This window comes from Arthrobacter sp. B3I4 (genome assembly GCF_030816855.1).
GTDB lineage: Bacteria > Actinomycetota > Actinomycetes > Actinomycetales > Micrococcaceae > Arthrobacter.
The window spans coordinates 754422-777601 of sequence record NZ_JAUSYK010000001.1 but is presented as its reverse complement, the minus strand read 5'-3'; the positions used below and the strand labels follow the sequence as shown (position 1 = coordinate 777601).

Annotated in this window: 18 protein-coding genes; 7 read left to right on the top strand and 11 right to left on the bottom strand. The window is 62.9% G+C overall.

The genetic code is table 11. From position 1 onward, the window contains the following. Nucleotides 1-62: 62 nt before the first annotated feature. The 3 genes from QFZ61_RS03700 to QFZ61_RS03690 form a co-directional block, all read right to left on the bottom strand. Nucleotides 63-203 (bottom strand): hypothetical protein, encoded by a 141-nt coding sequence (locus QFZ61_RS03700; protein ID WP_307033413.1) that lies wholly within the window; start codon nt 201-203, stop codon nt 63-65. 685 nt (nt 204-888) lie between these two features. Then, on the bottom strand, nt 889-1473 hold the full coding sequence (locus QFZ61_RS03695; protein ID WP_307033411.1) for a histidine phosphatase family protein: 585 nt from the start codon (nt 1471-1473) through the stop codon (nt 889-891). Further along, complete coding sequence (locus QFZ61_RS03690) at nt 1474-2946, bottom strand: CCA tRNA nucleotidyltransferase (protein ID WP_307033409.1); 1473 nt, start codon at nt 2944-2946, stop codon at nt 1474-1476. A gap of 169 nt (nt 2947-3115) precedes the next feature. Between QFZ61_RS03690 and QFZ61_RS03685 the strand changes: the two genes are divergently transcribed. From QFZ61_RS03685 to trxA, 5 genes are all read left to right on the top strand, one after another. Next, on the top strand, nt 3116-3664 hold the full coding sequence (locus tag QFZ61_RS03685; RefSeq protein ID WP_307033407.1) for an NUDIX hydrolase: 549 nt from the start codon (nt 3116-3118) through the stop codon (nt 3662-3664). 103 nt (nt 3665-3767) lie between these two features. Further along, nucleotides 3768-5867, top strand: coding sequence for a murein biosynthesis integral membrane protein MurJ (murJ, locus tag QFZ61_RS03680; RefSeq protein WP_373427187.1), 2100 nt, complete (start codon nt 3768-3770; stop codon nt 5865-5867). A gap of 170 nt (nt 5868-6037) precedes the next feature. After that, on the top strand, nt 6038-7681 hold the full coding sequence (locus tag QFZ61_RS03675) for an ABC transporter substrate-binding protein (RefSeq protein WP_307033403.1): 1644 nt from the start codon (nt 6038-6040) through the stop codon (nt 7679-7681). Between the two features lie 185 nt (nt 7682-7866). Next, nucleotides 7867-8823: a thioredoxin-disulfide reductase gene (gene trxB, locus QFZ61_RS03670; protein WP_307033401.1), complete on the top strand. Its 957-nt coding sequence runs from the start codon at nt 7867-7869 to the stop codon at nt 8821-8823. Nucleotides 8824-8858: 35 nt separating this feature from the next. After that, nucleotides 8859-9185: a thioredoxin gene (gene trxA, locus QFZ61_RS03665; protein WP_307033399.1), complete on the top strand. Its 327-nt coding sequence runs from the start codon at nt 8859-8861 to the stop codon at nt 9183-9185. A gap of 4607 nt (nt 9186-13792) precedes the next feature. Here the strand turns inward: trxA and QFZ61_RS03660 are convergent. The 8 genes from QFZ61_RS03660 to rpmH all read right to left on the bottom strand — a co-directional run bounded on the left by QFZ61_RS03660 (nt 13793) and on the right by rpmH (nt 19584). After that, the gene (locus QFZ61_RS03660; protein ID WP_307033398.1) at nt 13793-15109 is read right to left on the bottom strand and encodes a ParB/RepB/Spo0J family partition protein; all 1317 of its coding nucleotides are present in this window, start codon (nt 15107-15109) and stop codon (nt 13793-13795) included. A 68-nt stretch (nt 15110-15177) separates the two neighbouring features. Continuing rightward, nucleotides 15178-16245, bottom strand: a complete 1068-nt coding sequence (locus QFZ61_RS03655) for a ParA family protein (protein ID WP_307033395.1) — start codon at nt 16243-16245, stop codon at nt 15178-15180. Nucleotides 16246-16330: 85 nt separating this feature from the next. Continuing rightward, nucleotides 16331-16981 (bottom strand): 16S rRNA (guanine(527)-N(7))-methyltransferase RsmG, encoded by a 651-nt coding sequence (gene rsmG, locus QFZ61_RS03650; protein WP_307033393.1) that lies wholly within the window; start codon nt 16979-16981, stop codon nt 16331-16333. 14 nt (nt 16982-16995) lie between these two features. Next, nucleotides 16996-17604: a R3H domain-containing nucleic acid-binding protein gene (locus tag QFZ61_RS03645; protein ID WP_307033391.1), complete on the bottom strand. Its 609-nt coding sequence runs from the start codon at nt 17602-17604 to the stop codon at nt 16996-16998. Next, nucleotides 17604-18578 carry a membrane protein insertase YidC gene (yidC, locus tag QFZ61_RS03640; RefSeq protein WP_307033389.1) on the bottom strand — a complete coding sequence of 325 codons (975 nt, stop codon included), beginning with the start codon at nt 18576-18578 and terminating at the stop codon, nt 17604-17606. The genes QFZ61_RS03645 and yidC overlap by 1 nt, the downstream gene beginning before the upstream one ends. A 16-nt stretch (nt 18579-18594) precedes the next feature. Continuing rightward, on the bottom strand, nt 18595-19002 hold the full coding sequence (gene yidD / locus QFZ61_RS03635; RefSeq protein WP_307033387.1) for a membrane protein insertion efficiency factor YidD: 408 nt from the start codon (nt 19000-19002) through the stop codon (nt 18595-18597). Continuing rightward, nucleotides 18995-19405 (bottom strand): ribonuclease P protein component, encoded by a 411-nt coding sequence (gene rnpA, locus QFZ61_RS03630; protein WP_307033385.1) that lies wholly within the window; start codon nt 19403-19405, stop codon nt 18995-18997. Before rnpA ends, yidD begins: the two co-directional genes overlap by 8 nt. A gap of 41 nt (nt 19406-19446) precedes the next feature. Beyond that, on the bottom strand, nt 19447-19584 hold the full coding sequence (rpmH, locus tag QFZ61_RS03625) for a 50S ribosomal protein L34 (protein ID WP_003800212.1): 138 nt from the start codon (nt 19582-19584) through the stop codon (nt 19447-19449). Between the two features lie 464 nt (nt 19585-20048). Here rpmH and dnaA point away from each other — a divergent pair, with 464 nt between their 5' ends. After that, nucleotides 20049-21470: a chromosomal replication initiator protein DnaA gene (dnaA, locus tag QFZ61_RS03620; RefSeq protein ID WP_307033383.1), complete on the top strand. Its 1422-nt coding sequence runs from the start codon at nt 20049-20051 to the stop codon at nt 21468-21470. A 573-nt stretch (nt 21471-22043) separates the two neighbouring features. After that, entirely contained in the window at nt 22044-23168 is a 1125-nt protein-coding gene (dnaN, locus tag QFZ61_RS03615) for a DNA polymerase III subunit beta (RefSeq protein ID WP_307033381.1), read from the top strand. Nucleotides 23169-23180 lie beyond the last annotated feature (12 nt).

Sequence of the window (23180 nt, the reverse complement as noted above, 5' to 3'; positions counted from 1 at the left end):
GCTTACCGGGCAGCCGGACCCCGACGACGGGCGTCGGGGTCCGGCGCCGAAAGTACGCTTCATCAGCGGAGAAGTCCCATCTGGTGCATGGCGAGGAAGATATCTTCACGCCGCTGCTCCAGCAGCTGGGCGTTGAACTGCGTCCGGTCTTTGAGGACCGGGCGGGCGTCGAAGATCAGGACGTTGTGCAGTTTTCGCATCATTATGATCACCTCCTTTCGGAAGGCTTGCAGGAAAAGAGGGTGGACGGCTGACTGGCGCCCGGGGCGGGGAGCGGCAGCAGCGGCCACGGCACCGTATTCCGGTTTATCGGAGGGCGACTTGAAATTGGGCATGACAATTAAGGCCTCGAAATTCAAAGAGTTTTCGGCAAGGAAATAGCGCAGGGCTATTAGGTGATTTCAAGAGGGCGACGGGAAAATCCACACACCGGCTGGCGCGGCAAACCCCAACAAGAAGCTGGTTCGGAATTATGGGGGATACTGCGAAGCTAGGTGATTCCGCCGAGCGAACATTCCGCCCGCACCGGCCAGCGCGACAGGACGGCCAATGCAGGGGTCGGCCAACCCAAGGGCTGACCGACGCAACGCGCCGTATGTCTAGGGCCGGGCAGTGCCGGTGGAGCCGGAGCTAGGAGGCAGAAAGTCCGAGTTTCGGGCGCCGGGCAGCGACAGAGGCCGGGGTGGCGGTAAACATCCATCCGCTAGTCAAAGTAATCATTTCCCAACCTCCTTTTCTGTTCTGCCGTGACTCCGGCTCACTGGCCGGGTGACGTGCGCCGTGACCCCGGCGAGCCGCTCTGGGGTCAGAAATAAAAATACACCTAAAGGCGGCGTTTGCCTACTAAAATAGGAAAACTTCTTCAACTAATCGTTTGTCTGGAGTAATTCAGAGTCCCCAGCGGACGATAGCGGGGGTCTTCTTGTCCCAACCGAGGGTGCAAACCTTGGCGGTGCCCAGGACAAAGTGCCGGCCTTGATGGGCATCAAGCCCCAGCCAGCGCGCGGTGAGGATGCGTGAGAAATGGCCGTGCGCCACGATGAGAACGTTGTCCAGACCGGACTCCAATACGCGGGCCACGATTTTGTCGGCCCGGGCGGCGACATCGTCCAGGTCTTCGCCGTTCGGCACGCCATGCGTCCAGATCAGGTAGTCAGGATTGTCCTTGCGGATGAGGTCGGAACTGATGCCCTCGTAGTCGCCGTAATCCCATTCCACCGCCAGTGGTTCCATCCGGGCATCCGGGAAGCCGGCCAGCTCCGCGGTGCGGCGGGCACGGCGGAGGGGGGAAGTCAGCACAAGGTCGAAGTCGACGGTGTCGAGCACTTTCCGCGCTTCCACCGCCTGCTGCTCACCTTCCACGGTGAGGGGGAGGTCAGTAAGGCCCGTGTACTGCCCGCTTTTGGACCATTCCGTTTCGCCGTGGCGCAGGATCCAGAGCTGCGGGCGTGGAGTATTGGAAGGTGCGTTCACTTAGGACTCCTCTGTAGGGGAAACGTCGACGGCGGCAGCTTCCGGCTGCGCCGCCCACCACTCCTGAAGCTTGGCTTCGGCCACGGCAGGCTCCAGGGGGCCGTGCTCCATCCGCTCTTCCAGCAGGAATTTGTAGGCCCGGCCCACGACCGGCCCGGGCTTGAGACCCAGCAAGGCCATGATCCGGCCGCCGTCAAGATCGGGACGGACGGCGTCGAGGGATTCCTGCTCCCGCAACGCGGCAATCCTCGTCTCAAGGTCGTCATAGGCGAAGGCGAGCCTGTCAGCCTTGCGCTGGTTGCGGGTGGTCACGTCCGAGCGGGTCAACCGGTGCAGGCGCTCCAGCAGCGGGCCGGCGTCGGTGACATAGCGGCGGACCGCGGAGTCGCTCCAGCCGGCTTCGCCGTACCCGTAGAAGCGCATGTGAAGTTCCACAAGGCGTGCCACGGCTTTTGTAGTGTCATTATCAAACCGGAGGGCTTTCATCCGCTTGGAAGTCAGCTTGGCCCCGACCATGTCGTGGTGCCGGAAGCTGACCGCACCGCCCGGCTCGAAGCGGCGCGTGGCCGGCTTGCCGACGTCGTGCATCAGGGCAGCGAAGCGAAGCACGAAATCAGGGCCGGGAACAGGTCCGTCGGCAGCCGATTCGAGTGCCGCCGCCTGCTCCAGGACCTGAAGCGAGTGCTGGTAGACGTCTTTGTGACGATGGTGCTCATCGGACTCCAGGCGCAAGGCCGACACCTCGGGAAGCACAAACTCAGCCAGCCCCGTCTCGACCAGCAGGTCGACGCCGGTCCGGGGCCGGGCGGCACTGATCAGCTTCACCAGCTCGTCACGGACCCGCTCCGCGGAAATGATCTTGATCCGCTCAGCCATCGTCGTCATGGCCGCACGCACTTCCGGATGCACGGCCACCCCGAGCTGGGCAGCGAAGCGGGCGGCGCGCATCATCCGCAGCGGGTCATCGGAGAAGGAGTCTTCCGGAGAACCGGGAGTCGCCAGGGTCGAGGAATGCAGATCCCGGACGCCGCCGAACGGGTCCACCAGTTCCATCCCCGGCAGCCGCAGGGCCATCGCGTTGATCGTGAAATCCCGCCGCAGCAGGTCATCTGTAAGGGACGACCCGAACGCCACGACTGGCTTTCGTGACTCCGGATCGTAAGCCTCGGCGCGGTAGGTGGTGATTTCGATCTGGAACCCGGCCTTGCGCATCCCGATAGTTCCGAAGGCGCGTCCGATCTCCCAATAGGTGTCGGCCCACTTTTTGATCAACGCCACTGTCTCATCCGGGGTGGCATCAGTGGTGAAGTCCAGGTCCGGCGACACCCGGCACAGGAAGAGGTCGCGCACCGGCCCTCCCACGAGGGAAAGTTCGTGTCCGGCGTCGACAAAGCGCTGCCCAAGCTCGAGGACCACCGGGTCTACCTGAAAATCGATGGTGGAAGAATCAGTTTGGTGATGTGCGTGCGCCATAGTCTCTTAAGCTTGTCAGAAATCCTCGCCAGCACCACACCGGGACGGTCGGCCATCCGCTGCAGTCCGTGCTCAGGAGAGCCACGACGCCGATTCCGTTTCCCTGCCAGCCACTTTCGCGCCTTGTTTAGGTCATCAAGTCCGGGCAAGAGTAGTTAGAGTGGACTTTATGGCCCATCCCGTACCGAGCGCTCCCGGCAGGAGGACAAACGCACCGTTGCCATCGGCAATCGGTGCCAACGTCGCGCCAGCCCAGCATTTGGGACAGGCTTCGCTGCCGACCGTCGAGGAAATCTCCGCCGGCGGGGTCGTCGTGGACACATCCGACGCCGAATTGCGGGTTGCGATCATTGCCCGCCTCAACCGCGGCGGGCGCCTCGAGTGGTGCCTGCCGAAGGGCCACCCGGAGGGGAACGAAAGCAACGAAGAAGCCGCGGTGCGCGAAATCGCCGAGGAAACCGGAATTGAGGGCAAGATCCTGGCGCCGCTCGGGAGCATTGACTACTGGTTCACGGTCAGTGGGCACCGGGTACACAAGACGGTGCACCACTATCTGTTGCAGGCCACGGGTGGGGAACTGACGATTGAGAATGACCCGGACCAGGAGGCCGTCGACGTTGCCTGGGTCCCGCTTCACGAACTGGCCCGCCGGCTCTCCTTCCCCAATGAGCGCCGGATCGCGGACCTCGCACGGGAAGTCCTGCCCGAGCACAGCTGAAGCGCCGCCCACCGCGCCCGGCGTGACCCCAGCCCGCTGCGGCCTACCGCCGTCCCGGGCCTGATGGCGCACAAAGGCATCCCCGGATGAGACGATGAAGACAATGTCTGCTGCCAAGCCCTCGCCCGATAAGCCTGCCCCGTCCGCGGCCGCCGCCACCCCAGCCGCCCACGCCGGAGAGGCACGTTCCAGCGCCATCATGGCCGCCGGAACGCTGGTTTCGCGTTTCCTGGGCTTCGTAAAGACCTGGATGCTCGCGGCAGCCCTGGGCCTCGGCTCCACCGTCACCGACACGTTCGTCAACGCCAACAACCTGCCCAACCTGATCTTCCTGCTGGTGGCCGGCGGCGTCTTCAACGCGGTACTGGTCCCGCAGATCATCAAGGCAAGCAAGGCCGCGGACCGCGGAGCCGACTACATCAGCCGGCTGCTGACCTTGGCCGTCGTGGTGTTGCTTTCGCTGACGTTGCTGGTGACCCTGCTCGCGCCATGGGTGATCGAGCTGACCACCCAGGGCTATTCGCCGCAACAAAAGGCCCTGGCCGTATCGTTTGCTTTCTGGTGCCTGCCGCAGATCTTCTTCTACGGCCTGTACGCCCTGCTCACCCAGGTCCTGAACGCCAACGGGGCGTTCGGACCCGCCATGTGGGCCCCGATCCTTAACAACATCGTCGCGATCGCCGGCCTGGGCATGTTCATTTGGATCCTGGGAGCTAATGACGCCAGCAACCCGCACACACTCGATAACTGGGGGTCATTCCAGACCTTCCTCGTGGCGGGCTTCTCCACCATCGGTGTCATTGCCCAGACCGCCATTTTGATGATTCCGGTGTTCCGGTTGCGGCTGGGGCTGCGGCCCCGCTTCGGCTGGCGCGGCGTGGGCCTGGGCCAGGCAGCCAAACTCAGCGTCTGGACGCTGTCAACCGCCGCCGTCGGGCAGCTCGCCTTCCTCTACGTCATGCGCATCGCGACGATCCCCGGCGCCGAGCGCCTCAGGCTGGAAAAGGCCGGCGACCACGCGGCCGCGGCCACCCTTCCTGGCAACGCGGTGCTGGAAGTCGCCAGCCAGCTTTACCTGCTCCCGCACTCCATCATCGCGCTCTCTCTGGCCACCGTGCTCTTCAACCGCATGACCCGGGCATCCCAGGACGGCGACCGGGCCGGGCTGCGCAGGGCGCTGTCCCACGGTCTGCGGACCATGGCGGTAGCCACCGTGTTTGGTGCGCTGGCGCTCTTCGCCCTCGCCGGGCCGCTGGGCATGTTCTTCTCCGGCGGGCAGCGTCAGGACGGGGTCATGCTGGCCCAGACGCTCACCATCCTGGCCCTGAGCACGCCGTTCATGAGCGCGAACTTCATGATGTCGCGGGTCTTCTACGCCAACGAAGACGCCCGGACCCCGTTCTTTATCCAGCTGGTGCTGGCCCTCGTCAACGTGGTGGCCGCCTTCTTCATCCAGTTCCTGCCCTTTGACCAGATCATTTTCGCCATCGCGATCCTCTATACCGGCGGCAATATCCTCTCGGTCATGGTCAGTGCGTTCTTCCTCCGCCGGCTTCTCGGGCACTTGGACGGTCCACGCGTGGCCAGCTCCTACATCCGCATGGGTTACGCGGCACTCGGCTCGGCGCTGGCCGCTGCCGGAGCGCTGTGGTTGCTGGGCAGCTACCAGCCTGACGGCTTCGCCTGGAGCAGCCGGCCGGCGGCCCTGGTGACCGTCGTCGTCGTCGGTCCAGTCATGCTGGCTGTTTACTTCCTCCTGCTCAAGATCCTTCGTGTGACCGAACTGCAGGACCTGCTGCAGCCTCTGCTGGGAAGACTGCGGCGCAGTCCCGCCGAGGCGCCACACCGGGCCGCCGGGGCTGACGCCGGTACCGACACCCGCACGAGTGACGCCCTCGCCAGTGAAGCTCCCGTACCTGCCAGGCCCACCCAGGAAAGGGCCACCACCTCGATGGATACCGGCCTCATCCCGCGAATTTCGGGGGAGTTCGACACCGCTTCCTTCCGGGTAGGGCCAAACCTCCGGGAAGAGGAGGAACCGGGCGGGCATTCCGACGGCGGATACCTCCCTGAGGAGGAGCTGCCCGGCACCGCCCGGGCCAGCCAGGGCCGGCCGGAGATTCCCTTACCCGGCCGCCGGACCTACCAGGGCCAGTCGGGGCAGAACCCTTATTTCCCCTTCGGCCGCCGGACTAAAAAATAGCCGCCTTGTGCTCGCGGCGCCGGGATCACGCGGCGCGGACAGTGCATCGGCTAGGATCGAAGACTAATAAGGGGAGTTGCAGACCTTAGGTCCACCGGCTTTACCGGGGGCCGGCGTTGACTGTTGACGTCATCAAGGCCGGCAATTCCCGGACAGTCTAGGAGGAACCCGTGTCCCACCCGATCGATGTCGGATCAGTACTTGGCGGCCGCTACAAGGTCACAGCCATGGTACTGACTTCGCATGACCATGATCTGGTGCTGGACGGGGTGGACCAGGTACTCAACCGCCCGGTGAGCATCCTCGTCGCCGGCCCTGGCAACGCCGACCAGGTGGCCCAGGGCGCCCGGGAAGTGGCAACCGGTGAACGTCCGGGGCACGTCCAGATCCTGGACCTTGGGGTCAGCGACGCCACCACCTACCTCATCACCAACCACACCTCGGCTGCCGACCTGCTCGACCTCGTCGTCAGCTCCAACCCTCCCTATGTGGAGCCGTTCTTCACCGACACACTGGGCAGCGAAATCTTCGGTCAGCCGCGCTCCACCGAGCCGGAAACCTACGACGGTCTCTACGACGACGAGGAAATCGACGCGGGATACATTAACTACGGTGAGCAGCACCGGCCGGCCGGTCAGCGTCCCGCGGCGCCCTCCGCGCCGCCGCAGCGTGTACCTGCTCCGCCGGCGTCCTCGCCGGGCGCAGGCTCCCGTGGCCCCGCTGCCCGCGACTCCAGCGGGTCCGGCTCGCAAGGCAGGAGCGGCGCCAGTGCCCGGGGTGCCGGTGCCCAGGGTGCCGGTGCTTCCGGCGTCGTCGCTGGTGCCGCCGCTGTAGCGGCTGGTTCCGCCGGTGCCGCCGCCGCCAAGGCTGCCAAATCCCCGAAGACCGCCCCCCAGCAAGCGGCTCCGCAGGCTACCGCCGCCCAGCCGGTGCAGACTGCTGCGCAAGCAGCGCCGGCTGCAAAGACTCCCAAAGTCTCGCTTTGGAAAGGCGATGACTACGACGACGCCGAGCCTGACGAGCGGACCGCGGCGAGGCAACGCGCTGGATCCACCGGAGCGGCTGCCGGTCGGGCAGCGGGTAGTTTCCCGGTTCTCGCCAAGAAGACCCCGTCCACGGACCGGTACGAGGAGTACGAAGACGACACCGACGACGACGAGCCGCGGCGTGAACCGCGGTCCATGCGTTGGCTGGTGGGCGCCCTGCTGGCTGCAGTGCTCGTGATCGGACTGATTTTCGCCGTCACGAACCTAGGCGGGCTTTTCAAGGGCGGCACGCCCGAAGCCGCCAAGACGACAGCGCCTGCCAGTGCCCCGCAACAAACCGAGGCGCCCTCCGCGGCCCCGAGTGCACCGCCGGCGGCAGCACCCCCGGCCATCGAGTCGGTCACCCGCCAGGGCAACTTCGATTTCGCCGCCACCTACGACCGGGACCTCGTCAAGACCTACGACGGCAACGCTGCCAGCTACTGGTCCGATATGGAGTTCGCCAGTGACAGCTGGGGCGGTTTCGCTCCTGACGGCGTTCCGCTCGTCGTCAAGCTCAAGGACGAGGCGCAGATATCGTCGGTGACCCTGAGCCAGCTTGGCGCCTCCGGTGGCAGCATCAGCGTCTTCACCAACGACCAGCCGTCGTTGGAAGGAGCCAAGCTGGTTGGCAGCAACAGCTTCACCTCCCCGGAACTCACCATGCCGCTGCAGGAGCCTGTCACGGCCCAGTACGTCATCGTTTCGATCAAGAGCCTTCCGAAGCTCGCAGCGCCAAAGACCCGCTACGGTTTCGGACTGCGGCTTGCGGAGATCAAGGTCCAGTAGGCGCCGCCCGCCAGACGGTACCGGCGGAGGATCCGGAATGACAGCCTGCCGGCGGGGCGTCCGGGTAGAACGCTAGGGGCTGGTCATGACCCGCGTCGACGGAATATCCGGATGCCTGTTTTAGTTGTGCAATGTGGCCGGCCACCCAGGCGGGCCCTTCGACCAGGGAAGAGGTTCACAGTTCAGTGAGCAACGCAGAAAACACCGCGTCCGAGGTACGTGATGTCATCATCGTCGGCTCCGGGCCTGCCGGCTACACGGCGGCGGTGTACACGGCGCGTGCCGACCTCAAGCCGCTGCTTCTGGCAGGTTCTGTAACCGCAGGCGGCGAGCTCATGAACACCACCGACGTCGAAAACTACCCAGGCTTCCCCGAGGGCATCATGGGCCCGGACCTGATGGAGAACTTCGAGAAGCAGGCCGCCCGGTTCGGCACCCAGATCGAGTTCGAGGACGTCACCGACTTGGACATCGACGGTGACATCAAGACGGTCACTATCGCCACCGAAGAGACCTTCCGCGCCCGGGCCATCATCTTGTCGACCGGCTCCGCCTACCGCGAACTGGGTCTGCCCAACGAGAAGCGCCTGTCCGGCCACGGAGTGAGCTGGTGTGCAACCTGCGACGGTTTCTTTTTCAAGGACCAGGACATCGCAGTGGTCGGCGGAGGTGACTCAGCCATGGAAGAGGCACTGTTCCTGACCAAGTTCGCCAGGTCGGTGACGGTCGTACATCGGCGGGAAACCTTGCGCGCATCGAAAATCATGGCGGATCGTGCACTTGCCCACGAGAAGATCAAGTTCATCTGGAACACTGCTGTGGAAGACGTGCTGGGCGGGGACAAGGTCAGCGGACTTCGGTTGAAGAACCTTCTAGACGGCACGGAAACTGAACTTGCTGTCACTGGAGTTTTCGTGGCGATCGGAAATGATCCCCGCACCGACCTCGTCAAGGGCAAGCTTGACCTTTCGCCGGAAGGGACGATCGCCGTCGAGGGCCGTACATCCAAGACGAGCGTCAAGGGCGTCTTCGCCGCCGGTGACGTCATTGACCCGACCTACCGTCAAGCCATCACCGCATCCGGTTCCGGATGTGTGGCTGCCCTCGACGTCGAGCACTACCTCGCAGACCTCCACGCCTGACCAGAGCGCGGTAAGCCCAAGAGAGAGACAAGGTTATGAGCAACGCAAAAGATGTAACAGACGCCAGCTTCAGCACCGACGTGCTGGCCGCCGACAAGCCCGTCATCGTCGATTTCTGGGCTGAATGGTGCGGCCCGTGCCGCAAACTCAGCCCTATCCTCGACGAGATCTCAGTCGAATACGGCGAGAAGGTCAACGTCGTCAAGGTGAACGTCGACGACAACCCCGGAATAGCAGCGGAGTACGGTATCACCTCGATACCGGCTGTTTACTTGTTCCAGGGCGGCGAAGTCAAGGGAACCGTCATTGGCGCACGGCCAAAGCAGTTCTTCGAAAAGGAATTCGCCGACGTCCTGTCCTAAGTATTTGCCACGCCGGCCCTCGGCGTCGGCGCGCTGAAGCGGTGGTCCTCCTGAGGAGGGCCACCGCTTTTTGTTGTTGTACTGCGGTCGTTGTCACAGGGGCCCAATGAGTATCAGCCGCCCGGCAGCCGCACTGCCGGGGAAATTGCACTCAATAGCAACCGGTTCCGTTCACTTTCGTCGCCTGACGTCCATCCAGGCCCCTCTCAGCAGGAAAAATCGTGTGGAGCCGAGTATGGAGAAGGGTAGCCAATGTGGAAGAAGGCGAGATGAGGGTTGTCGACACCGAACCTGGTCATGGTGGACTGACGAAGTCGCGTTGCCGAAGGCGGCCAACGCTAAAGGGACGGTTGTGAGGGCCGGCATCGTGCGTCGGCCCGGATTGCCTGCCGATGCGTCCCGCCTGGGACGAGCAGAGCGGAGCGCGGGGTACCGCTGCTATGGTCCGGTGGTAGGAAGCGGCACTGGGCAGTGGGAGTGAGAGAGCCACGGTCGCGGCAAGCAACAATTCGCCCGTCCAAAGGTCCGCGCAACCCGATGCGGAATTGCGCGACCGTTTCACGTGAAACACGGCACTATACTGTGATCCCCGGGCGTTCCCGGGCCGGCCGACGCGACCGCGTGCGCAACGGCGGCCGTGCACGTTATCAGTCATGACGGGTGCACCACGACCAAGTAGCTTGTTGGACGCAGACGGGCAAAGTAGGGCTGCTGCTTTGTGTTTCACGTGAAACGAGCACGCTCCGGCAGCGGTGGGCGTGGTGCAGCCCCGCGCTGTAGGGGGACAAGCCCGTTGGTGGTACTAGTGCTAACGCAAATAGGTAGAACAAGACGCCTCACACCGGCGGTCCGCTCATTAGAGATCCGGCCGAGATTGCACGAGCGTAGCCGAGTGCACATACAACGGGAACGCGGAATCATGTGCGCCGCCCCCAGGTCATTTCGCAGGTGCCGGCTTTGAAAGTTAACGTGCGCTACTACACCCTCACGGGTGTTTAGCGAACACGCATACCTGCCCACTGCTGCTTCCGGCCCAAGCGGCCTGGGCATCCATGGCGAAGACACCCATGGAACTCGTTGGGGATGCAAAGGGACGGCGCCGGTGGTACCCAAGCCTCACCCGCCGCTCGACGACAGGTTACGGATGCGCCGCGCAGCACCCACTGTCTTCTGGTGAGCGCGGTGTACCGGGCTCGGTCCTTGCCGATTGCGATGTTTCACGTGAAACCAGCCAGTCGGTTGACGAGAGGATGCGAGCGGCAGTCACGCCCAGAGCGGTGTAGACCTCGCTAACCGCTACCAACCACCGTGTCTGCCGCAAAACGCTCCTCGGCCATCGCTCGGCGCGGGCTAAACCTCGCTAATCGCTACCGACTGCCGGCTGCCACAAGCGCGGCCGCGCCATAGCGTCGTGTAGTGACTGTGCAGGGATCAGGTTTCCGGGCATGCCGGGCACGCAGGGATGTGGCAGAGAGATGTAGCCGATTTACGAACAAGCCGGCGCGGACTGTAGCGAAGGCTGATGCGACTGTCGTGCCGCCTTCCCGAGGATTATCGCGACCTACCTGTCTCTGAGTCTTGCTCACTGGCGGCGGAACTCCCCGTGGCACGCCGTTCAAACCCGCTCACGGCGAAGCCCGCACCTCCAACGTGGCGACGTTTCACGTGAAACTGTCGCACAGAATGGACGTCTGCGACCTCAGAGAGAGCACAAGTTGCGGCCCTATTGAGGCGGACTAACCGAGCCCGCGCCGCCGCAGCGAACCGGGCGGGCGGCCTCCGAAGTAGTTCATTCGCCGCATCGCCTTCGCCATGACCCACTGGGGGTGATGCACCAGCCGGTCGCGTTGGTCGTCCCGTGCTGACACCGATCGGGGGAGCTTTCGCTGGCACCGCATCGACAAACGCAACCGGAAATAGGCTGGCCACTAGTGACTCGCCGAGCCATCGACGGTATCATCGCAAGCGTGCCCCATTGTCGATCCGCCGGCAGCAGCATTTCAAGGGCTGGTCGGGGTTATTCAGAACGTCTGCAACGTTGGGCACCGGATCGGAACCATTCCTGGGCCTCGAACCGTATGGAGTGCCTCTTCGCGATTCCAGGGGAATCCTCCTACGCTGCATTGCTGACAGCGCCCTGTCCCGTTACCAGGCTAAGGAGAGCGGGCGACCCGCGCTCGTGATCATTCCGTAGGGCGCGTGGTTACGCTGCAGCCTTTCCAGCATCTTCTGCTCGTCGTGGGAAACACGCGGGACCGCCGCCGCTTCTCCCGCTCCACCCTGGCAGCTCAGTCTCTCCCGCATCCCACTGCGGGCCATGCCGGCGGCACACCAACCTAGTGGCGGCAAAAGAAACCCACCAGTGCCGGGGACACAGTCGCGCAGACCGCGCCCGAGATTCTGTGCCGCTCGAGTGTACCCTGCTTGCTCCGCATCACCGATGCTGTTGGTTGCGCCTGGCCGTTACATTTTTCTGGTGGGCAGGCGGCCTCGCGACCAGCCCCAATTCGGTGGAGCCGCGGGTGTCTGCCCCCTCCACTACGTGGTTACCTGACTTGGTTATGCACAGGATTATCCACAGCACGGCCATCCGATACCCACAGCGATATCCACAGGCGGACGCTCACGCGACAGCGGGCGATACGCTGCTGTGGCCCTGGCAACCCTTTGCCTTCCTGCAGCGCAGGAGGCTCATGCAAGTGTACAGCCACCCGTAAGGGAAGCAGATCGCGCAAAACTCAACCCCCGTACGACGAACGACACCTTGACGGAGCGCGTTTCTCGCCCAGCGGAGTCATACTTCTTCTGTTCCACGTGAAACATCCCTGCCCTTCCCTCAGGCTAGACGGCCGGCGCTCCGATTCGATCCTCTATCGCGACTGCCATCTCACGTGCGACCCGGGAAAGTCCCCCTAACCTGTCCACAAAGTTATCCACAGCCACATCCACCGCGGAGCCTGCGTCTACTGTGCGCAGAAGGAAGAGGAGGACGACTTTGGGAAACCCATCAGACAGTCCATCGGTCTCACGATTCGTGGCGCTTGGATTTGCTGAGGCCAGAGGCCAATACGGTAAGCCTAAAAAGTGGTGCATCTACGCACGCGAGGAGGGTCATCTTCGCCGCGCCAGCACGACGCTGTCCTCCCCGCGCGGTGGGCTGTCACCGTTCCATCAGAACAGGCGGCCCGGCAACGTGGGGGACCCAAGGGACACAACCACCAGGGACCATGGGATCCAGGGGAACCCTGGGAACAGGAGACCGAGGGCTGGGGGATCGGCAAAAAAATGGACGGGCGGACAGGGGACCACAACGGTACCGAGAGTTAGCAGATCCACGTCGTTCTATAGGACCCCTTCTGCTACCGGCACGGATGATCGCCTGCGAAAGAGCGCACAGCACGCACACAGCAGGGCGGTAGGTTCGAACAGCGAAGCAGACGGAGCAACTCGTCAGCAAACCTGAGCTGTGTGGCTGGTCCGCCATCTCTAAGTCATGGGAGATCCGGTAGCCCGGCTTGCTTCGTGCGCAACGGCACCGGCCGTGAGGTCGCGCGATCTCGGGCAGCCGGCGGACGGTGGTGGAACCTAGCCCTGTTGCGGGCTGTCGGCTATCGACGCTTGTCGTTTCACGTGAAACCTCGCCTGTCCACGGAGAGTTCGGCCTCGCGAGGGCAAAGCCGACGCGCACACGGCACTTCCGCTGACGGGGCGTGCCCGACACCCTACCTGTTCGACGGGTGCCCATTGTGAAGGGGGCAAGTGGCGTCCAAGGTGGAGGGATGTCGCAGAGGGTGGCGGACCGTGAGAAGTGATGAGTTCATGTCCACGTGCCAAGCCGGCTCAGAACAGGGCGAACAGGAGCACGTTTCACGTGAAACAGTGCGACCAGAACCCTGCCCGTCCCGGAAGGAGGTTCACGAGAGTCCACGGGATTGGGAGTGCGGGTTCTATACGAAATATTGCTGAAACTGGCCGTGCCGTCAATTAGCAGGGACGCGCACCAGCCAGGCGCTAATTGGGTGAGTCAAGGAACGACGCCCACTGCGTGCACTCGGTGTGCCGCAGAACGGCGGCGCCGCGAATGAGCTAACTCGTTGTGGTCTCACGAACGTTTCGAAAGCCAGCCAAGCCATCCCACCGAAGTACACCAGATGTAGCCAGTTGGATCCCGTGGCACACCGGCCGGCTGGCCGCGACCCCGCAGCCGACCACGTCGGCCGGTGCATCCATGGAAGCACGTCAAACGCACCTAGGTAGCCCTTGGTAGTGCACCACGCGAGCAGCTGAGGCTACTTAGACGCCAAATGTAGGCCCCGCGGCACCGTACAGCGCCATACGGTGCTCCTGGTGCAGTGGCGCGGTGAGGGCTTCTGTATGCCCCCAGCAAACCCGGAGGGCCATGTAGGAGGCCCGTGGAGCCCACCGAGAACTCGCGGTGCCAATCTGGAGGCTACGGAGCCACGAGGCGCCAACCACGGGAGGGGCGCCAATAGGTCGGACACTTGCCGTGCACGACGGCTTGTTTAGCTGCGCCTCCAATATATCTGGCACAAAAAAGGGAGCCTGTTTCACGTGAAACAGGCCCCAAGCGGACGATTCCGTGTGCTTTAGCTCGGGCTACCGGGGCTGAGAACGTCCATGATGCGATTGAGGTCCTCGACGCTAGCGAATTCGATGCTGACGCGGCCCTTGCGCGCACCCAACGAGATCTTCACGTTGGTGTCCAAGCGGTCCGAGAGGGAAGAGGCAAGATAATCCAGGCGCTCGTGGCGGGCGCCGGGCCTAGGAATGTTGTTCTTCGTGGGCGACGCGGGACCCTGGTACAGCGTCACAGCCTCCTCGGTTGCCCGAACGGACATGCCCTCGGCCACGATCTTCTGTGCAAGACGCTCCATGGCGGCAGCGTCCGGCAGGGCGAGAAGGGCCCGTGCGTGCCCGGCAGAGATAACACCGGCACCGACCCGGCGCTGTACAAGGGGCGGGAGTTTCAGCAGGCGAAGCGTGTTCGATACCTGCGGCCGCGAGCGGCCTATTCGGTCAGCGAGCTGCTCGTGCGTCGTTCCGAAATCCTCCAACAGCTGCTGGTAGGCCGCCGCCTCCTCCAGCGGGTTCAGCTGGCTCCGGTGCAGGTTCTCCAGAAGGGCGTCGCGCAGAAGGTCGTCATCTGTGGTGTCGCGGACGATTGCCGGGATGGTGTCGAGTCCGGCCGCCTGCACTGCACGCCACCGGCGTTCGCCCATCACGAGCTCGTACGGTTCTCCACCTTGTTCGGTTGAAGTGCGCACCACAATTGGCTGTAGCACGCCGATTTCGCGGACTGAGTGCACAAGCTCTGCCATGTCGTCCTCATCGAAGACCGAACGTGGCTGCTTCCGGTTCGGATGGATATCCGAGACCGGAATCTCAGCGAAACGAACGCCTGGCACCTCGACCAAGTCCACGCCGTTGTCTCGCTCGGCAAGCGGAACAGACGCAACGTCAGCTGCCGGCGGGACCGACTCTGCAGCTTCCGTTTTCGCTGTTGTGGCTTTCCGGCCGGCTTGTTTCTTGGCACCGGTAGACTCCGGCACTGCCGGCAGATCTTCCTCGGTCCCTCCGGTTCGGACCGGAGCCTTCGAGGAAGGAGTCTTCGACGGAGCAGTTTTAGGCCGTGTCCCCGTTTCGCCCGACGCGGCCACTTCATCGATCCGCACCGACGCAGCCTCATCCGAAGCGGCGGAGGTCGTCGTCCTCTCCGCTACGGGTGGCTCAGCAACTGAGATCTCTTCCTGCGCTTGGGCGTCCACGGGGCGTTTTCTCGCCTCGGGGAAAAACAAGTCAACGGGCCGGGACGGGGCCGAGCCGTTTCCGGAGGCGTTGGCCGAGGCGGAACTTGGAATTAGCGCGCCGAGGCCGCGGCCGAGGCCACGTCGCTTATCGCTCATGGATAAATCCCTCCGATGGAAGAGCCCGGCATGCTCCGGCTCTAGCTAGTGCAAGTTTTGAGAAAAGTCTAACGTTCAGCAATTTCCGCTGCGGCTTCCAGGTAGGAGAGTGCACCGCTGGAGGAAGGGTCGTAGGTCATGACCGTCTGCTGGTAGCTAGGTGCCTCGGAAATGCGCACCGACCGCGGAACTACGGCGCCCAGGACCTGCTCCGGGAAATGCTCGCGGACTTCTGCGGCCACCTGGGCTGCCAGATTGGTGCGTCCGTCGTACATCGTCAACAAGATGGTGGAGACCACCAGATCAGCGTTGAGGTGCTTTTGAATCATTTCGATGTTCTTCAACAGCTGGCTCAGTCCCTCCAATGCGTAGTACTCACACTGGATGGGAATCAGGACCTCGCTGGCGGCACAGAAGGCGTTTACCGTCAGCAGTCCCAGACTTGGCGGGCAGTCGATGAAGATGTAATCCAGCCGCTCCTCGCCGTTCTTGGCGCGTTCCTTGGCATAAACATCGATGGCGCGCCGGAGACGCTGTTCACGGGCGACGAGGCTGACGAGCTCGATTTCAGCCCCCGCAAGGTGGATCGTGGCCGGCGCACAAAGGAGCCTGGAGATGTCCGGGCAGGGTGCCACAACGTCTTGCAGGGGCACGTCATTAATGAGGACGTCATAGATGCTGTCGACGTCGGCGTGGTGCTCAATCCCGAGCGCCGTCGAGGCATTGCCCTGGGGATCGATGTCGATGACCAGCACATTCAGGCCAGCGGCGGCAAGCGCTGCGGCAATGTTGACGGTGGTGGTGGTCTTTCCCACCCCGCCCTTCTGATTGGAGACGGTGAAGATACGGGTCTTGTCAGGTTTGGGAAGTTCCCGTCCCAGCAATCGTTCACGCCGTTTGTTCTCGTGCGCCAGCTCACGAGCGATTGGACTGGAGTCGTCGATGGAGTCCAGTACGTTGCGGGCCGGGGAAGCCGAAGTTTCACGTGAAACTTTGGCCGAACCAGGCCGGTTAGCAACCGTAGTGGTTTGCTTTGGTGAGTTTTTGGAAGCGACGGCAGGTGCCGTGAACGCCCGTGCTGACCCCAGGGACACGAACGGAGGTATCCGTTGTGTGGAGGCTTCGCTGCTGGTCACTTGCCACTCTCACTCTCGTTCGGCTTTTGCTGCCGGTAACTAGCCTAACCTCTTCCGCAAAAAGAGCGCGGGCACCGGGCTGGTGCTAGGCAATCTTTCGGGGCTTATTCACAACTATCCGAACAACAGTCGTTGGCTCTTCGAGAAGGTCCTCGCCGACTACCTTCACAGAGGTCTCCACGCCGCCGAGCTTGCGGATCGCCTTGGCAGCTTTCTCCACTTCCTCCGCGGCGCTTCGGCCCTTGATGGCCACAACTTCACCCTTGCCTGCGAGCAGCGGAATGGTCAGGCCGGCGAGGTTGGAGAGGGCAGAGACGGCACGCGCGGTGACGACGTCCGCCTCAACCTGGCCCACGGCCAGTTCCGCCCGGGTCCGCATCACCGTAACGTTTTCCAGGCCGAGATCATCGACCACTTCCTGCAGCCAGATCACCCGTCGTTCCAGCGGCTCGATCAGGGTCAATTCGAGGTCAGGCCTGGCGATCGCAAGGCAAAGTCCCGGGAGGCCAGCCCCGCTCCCGACGTCGGCGACGTGGCTCCCGTGGGCGATCTCGCGCTCGATCACCGCACAGTTGAGGACGTGCCGGCTCCACAACCGGGGAACCTCCCGCGGGCCGATGAGGCCCCGCTCAGTGCCGGAGGTGGCGAGGTGCTCAACGTAGCGCTTTGCAAGGTCCAGCCGGTCACCGAATACAGACTCAGCGGCTTTAAGTTCAGCCGCGGTAATTTCCACCATCAAGCTATCCGGAATCAGTCTGCAGAGACAACGATGTGCCGGTCGGCACCTTCGCCTTCAGATTCGCTGACGAACCCAAGATCGGCCACGGCGTCGTGGACAATCTTGCGTTCATACGCACTCATCGGCGCGAGGGCAACCGCCGCACCCGTTTCCTTCACGGAAGCAATGGCGTCCTCGGCGATCTGCTGCAGATCGCCGGCGCGGCCGGCACGGTAGCCGTCAATGTCCAGCACCAGACGGGATCGGCTCTCCGTAGCGGAAAGCACGGCAAGGCGGGTCAGCTCCTGGAGAGCTTCCAGCACTTCACCGTCACGGCCTACCAGGTTCTCCAGCCCCGAGCCCTCCTCGTCCGCCACGATGGAGATATAAGTGCGGCCGTTGCGGACCTCGATGTCGATATCGCCGTCGATATCGGCAATGTCGAGCAGCTCCTCGAGGTAGTCGGCGGCAACGTCGCCCTCCTCCTCCAACCGGCCGGCTGAGGTCCGCTTGTCCGCGTCCCGGCCGGCGTCCTCGGACTCCTCGGAGACTTCTCCGGGGCCGTGCTCCAGGACGCCGTCCCGGACGTCGTCCTGGCCTTGTTCGGGGGAAATATCGTGTTCGGTGCTCTCGGCAGACATTACTTCCTCTTCCTGTTCTTGCGCTGTGGCTGGACGCGCTGGCTCCTGGCGGTCACGGCGGCCGCAGCAGCCGCCGCTTCAGCCTCGGCGTCGGCCTTCCGGGCACCCGTCAGCGGCAGCGAGGGCAAGCCCTTCGCGGCGCGCCGCTCCTCCAGAGCCTTGGCGGCCGGGGATCCCGGCGTCGGCATCCGGCGGATGACAAAGAACTGCTGGCCCATGGTCCAAAGGTTGGTCGTGGTCCAGTAGATGAGGACACCGATGGGGAAGTTAATGCCACCGACGCCGAAAACAAGCGGCAGGACGTAGAGCATCATCTTCTGCTGCTTCATGAACGGGCTCGCCATGGCCTCTTCAGACATGTTCTTTGCCATGATCTGTTTCTGGGTGATGAACTGCGAGGCCGTCATCGCAAGGATCATCACAATCGAGAGGATCCATACCGCGATCTGGTTGCCGCCACCGCCGTGCAGGAGGGAAGCCGACAACGGGGCACCGAAAATGCTGGACTCATCGAACTGCACGACTTGGTCATGGCTGAGGGCGCCGATGCCCTTGCCGCTGGTCTTGGCGCTGCTGATTCCAGAAAGGACCTGGAAGAGCGCGAAGAAGAACGGCATCTGGATCAGCATCGGCAAGCAGGCAGAGAACGGGTTGGTGCCGTGCTTCTTATACATCGCCATCTGCTCCTGCGCCATGGCTTGGCGGGAGAGCTGGTCGGTCTTGCCCTTGTACTTATCCTGAAGCTTCTTCAGGTCCGGCTGCAGGAGCTGCATGCCGCGCTGGGCCTTGATCTGCTTGACAAACACCGGGATCAGAGCGGCACGGATGACCAACACCAGACCGATGATGGACAGGGTCCAGGTCCAGCCGTTGGCGGCCGGGAGGCCGATGGCGCTCAGTCCGTCGTGGAAGCCCACCATGATGATGGAAACCAGCCACTTGAACGGAAACATGATTGTTTCAAAGAAGTCCATACGATATCCCTATTCGTCAGGCCGCCGGGCGGCCTTCTCCATCAGACTGCGCAGCCAGGTACTTGTCCGGGTTGTTCAGCACAACAATTCTGGGGGTGTGGCCTGCTGGCCACTCCCGGTGCCCGGCGGGGACATGGTCCACACCACCGGAATTCCACGGATGACAGCGAGCGAGGCGCCGGGCCGCAAGCCAGCTGCCCTTCACGGCCCCATGTATCGTGACCGCCTCCAGCGCATAGGCCGAGCAGCTGGGAAAGAAGCGGCAGACCTGTCCATACAGCGGTGAGACAAGCTTCCGGTAAGTCATCAGCAGCAGGATGAGGAGGTTGCGGGGCAGATTCCAGACCGCCTGGCCAAGCCAGATTGCGGCGGCTTTGAGACGTGATTCAGGAACGGGGACGACGGCGGCACTTGAGTTACGCACGCGGGGTCCCTTCCTGTGTTGTCTCGTAAGAAACTGTAGAAGCGGCCTGTGGAAGGCGGCTGCCCAACCGTTTCATGTTGTTCTCAAGAGCGGCGTCATAGTCGAAGCGCAAGCTATCCCAGCCTGCAACCGCCGAGGCGGGCAGTGCCCGAACCACGATAGCGAACCCGGTGGGGTATTTCTGCAACGACAAAGCGCCGGCTTCTCTCAGTCTCCTCTTAACGAGGTTCCTAACAACAGCGTTCCCGACACTCTTGGAAACGATGAAACCGATCCGGCTTGGTTCTCCGGCAGCCAGGGCTGCCGTATATAACACTAAGTTCCGGCGTCCATTGCGGACGCCGGAACGTACAGTTGTTGAAAAATCGGTCGGTGTCCGTAGACGGTTCCGGGTGGCTAGCACCGCTCAACTCGCATAGGGAGGGTGACCGATGAGTCAGTTATTTAGGCCGACAGTTCGGTACGGCCCTTGCCACGACGGGCTGCCAGAATGGCGCGGCCGGCACGGGTACGCATACGAAGGCGGAAGCCGTGCTTCTTGGCTCGACGGCGGTTATTCGGCTGAAAAGTCCGCTTGCTCACGTTAGTTACTCCAGTGGATCAAAGGTGCGCCCACCCGATCAAGGGGAAGAACTGGTCGACGCTAAGTTTTGTATGTGCCGCCTACCTCGGCTCGCAAGACGCGGGGCGTCGGGAGAGATTCAAATGAGGCGATAGGCGTGCACATGGGACTTCACAACGTTAGGGCCTGCCGCCCCCCAGAGTCAAACCGGGGGCGGCGCTATCGCCTGTCCCCAAGCTGTGGCTAACCTGCCCCATCGCCTGTGGATGAACCGCCTTTTGGACTCCGTTCCGGAACCACACCGGTGTAATTATCCACAGGGGGAATGCCAGCTATCTTCTGCCGTTTTCATCCCCTAGAGTGGCTCAGTAGCCCATTATCCACTGAGTGTGTACAACCCTGTGGATTAAGCCGGGACCAGCAGCCTGGTTCAGGGCTTGCGGCTGCAGGAAACGCAGGCAAGCAAGGTTTGAGGAACTGATTGATGACGGTAGACGAAGCCAACCACGCGAACACCGTCGGAAGTTCCTGGCGGCGGGTGGTCAGCCTTCTGGAGAACGACCACCGTGTCACCCCCCGTCAACGCGGCTTTGTGATCCTGGCCCAGGCCCAGGGCTTGATCGGTTCGACCCTGCTTGTCGCCGTGCCCAACGAACTTACCCGCGAGGTGCTGCAGACCCAGGTCAAGGAAGCACTCGATGACGCTCTGCGAAGCGTATTTTCCGACGAGATCCGTTGCGCGATCGACGTCGACACCGACCTTGTGCCGGTGCACGTGGAACCGGAACCTGCCCCCGAGCTGGCCCTCGCTGCTGATCCCATGGTGGAGCTGAAGCCGCAGCCGATGCTTCCGAGCACGTCCCACGAATTCGGCAGGCTCAACCCTAAGTACGTCTTCGACACCTTCGTGATTGGTTCGTCCAACCGCTTTGCCCACGCGGCCGCCGTCGCCGTCGCGGAAGCTCCCGCCAAGGCCTACAACCCGCTGTTCATTTACGGTGACTCCGGCCTCGGCAAGACGCACCTCTTACACGCCATCGGCCACTACGCCCGGCGGCTCTACAGCGGCATCCGGGTCCGCTACGTGAACTCGGAGGAGTTCACCAATGACTTCATCAACTCGATCCGCGACGACGAAGGCACCAGTTTCAAGACGACGTACCGCAATGTTGACGTCCTGCTAATCGATGACATCCAGTTCCTCGCCGGCAAGGACCGCACGCTGGAGGAGTTCTTCCACACGTTCAACGCCCTGCACAACAACAACAAGCAGGTCGTGATCACGTCGGATCAGCCGCCCAAGCTGCTTGCAGGCTTTGAGGACCGCATGAAGTCCCGCTTCGAGTGGGGCCTGCTGACCGATATCCAGCCGCCCGAACTGGAAACCCGCATCGCCATCCTGCGTAAGAAAGCGCTGAGTGAAGGACTCTCCGCTCCTGACGACGCGCTGGAATACATCGCCTCGAAAATTTCCAGCAACATCCGCGAACTTGAAGGTGCCCTGATCCGCGTCACCGCCTTCGCAAGCCTGAACCGCCAGCCGGTAGATGTAGCCCTTGCCGAGATGGTACTCAAGGATTTGATCACGGACGACGGCGCCCAGGAGATCACGTCCGCGCAGATCCTCACCCAGACGGCCGACTACTTCAAGCTGACCATGGAGGAGCTCTGCAGCAAGTCGCGCACCCGCACCCTGGTCACCGCGCGGCAGATCGCCATGTACCTGTGCCGGGAGCTTACCGACATGTCGCTCCCCAAGATTGGCCAGGAACTCGGTGGCCGTGACCACACCACGGTCATCCACGCTGACCGGAAGATTCGCGAGCTGATGGCGGAGCGCCGGGTCATCTACAACCAGGTGACCGAACTGACCAACCGGATCAAGCAGCAACAGCGCAATTCCTGAACGCCCACACGGCGCACTCTTACCTTATTAGCAGTGCGCTGTGGACAACCCTGTGGATAGTTAAGGGGACAACGGCGGTCAATGGGCTTAAAACCCTTAAGGCGCCTGTGGACTGGCGAAACGCCCCAAAATGTTGTCCCCATCCACACCCTGTTTAAAACCTGCTTCCCCCACAGTCCATGAACAGGGCTTAACCGCGGAACGACACGGCCAGACTGAGTTATCCACAGTTTCCACAGCAGTTATTAACACTACTAATCCCAAGAAAATGAAATTCCCTCAAACAACAGTTTCTTCTCACCCCTCCGCCAACTGCCCCTGACCAGCTCGAAACCCCGCTTCGAACCACACTGGTGTAAGCCAGGGATGGGAGAAGTCCGTTCTTGGGGCTAAGCTGTCTGCAGTGCGTCCGTCCCGGAATCTTTCGTGTGATTCGACTTCCGGAGCCGGGAGCAGCAAGCCGCACCGGGACGCGTGCACTTACCCTTCTTGGCAGATCAGGCACCACAAGCGGTGAGCCCGGGGCTTGACACGTTTGGCATTATCAGCAGCAATGAAAGGCGGCACCCTTCCGTGAAGTTCAGAGTCGAACGGGACGTTCTGGCCGAAGCAGTGACCTGGACCGCCCGGTCGTTGTCGCCGCGTCCGCCTGTTCCGGTTCTTTCCGGTCTGCTGCTCAAAGCCGAAGCCGGCACGGTCAGCCTCTCAAGCTTTGACTACGAGACCTCGGCCCGCCTCGAAATCCCCGCCGACATCAGCACCGAGGGCACGATCCTGGTATCCGGCCGCCTGCTCGCAGACATCTGCCGCAGCCTGCCGTCCGCACCCGTCGAAATTGAAACAGACGGCAACAAGGTCACCCTGACCTGCCGCCGGAGCAGTTTCCACCTGGCTACCATGCCGGAAGCGGAATACCCGCCGTTGCCCGGACTTCCTCCCATCAGCGGAACGGTGGCCGGCGACTCGTTCGCGCAGGCTGTCTCGCAGGTGATCATCGCGGCCAGCAAGGATGACACGCTGCCCATCCTTACCGGTGTCCGGATGGAAATCGAGGACGACCTGATTACCCTGCTGGCCACCGACCGCTACCGCCTGGCGATGCGCGAAGTACCGTGGAAGCCTGCCACCCCGGGCATCTCCACGAGCGCCCTGGTGAAGGCGAAGACCCTCAACGAAGTCGCCAAGACGCTTGGCGGCAGCGGGGACATCAACCTCGCCCTGGCCGAGGACGACAGCCGGCTGATCGGTTTCGAGAGCGGCGGCCGCACCACGACGTCGCTCCTCGTCGATGGTGACTATCCCAAGATCCGTTCCCTTTTCCCGGATTCGACGCCGATCCACGCCACAGTCCAGACCCAGGAACTGGTGGAAGCTGTCCGCCGCGTGTCTCTTGTGGCTGAGCGGAACACCCCGGTGCGGCTCGCGTTTACCCAGGGCCAGCTACACCTCGACGCCGGAACCGGCGAGGACGCCCAGGCTTCTGAAGAGCTTGAGGCCCAGCTGAGCGGCGAAGACATCACGGTCGCCTTCAACCCTCACTACCTGATCGAGGGCTTGAGCGTCATCGAGACCAAGTTCGTCCGGTTCTCCTTCACCACAGCTCCCAAACCGGCGATGATCACCGCCCAGCAGGATGCCGATGGCGAAGACCAAGACGACTACCGGTATCTGGTGATGCCGGTCCGCCTGCCCAACTAGACCCCACCGCCG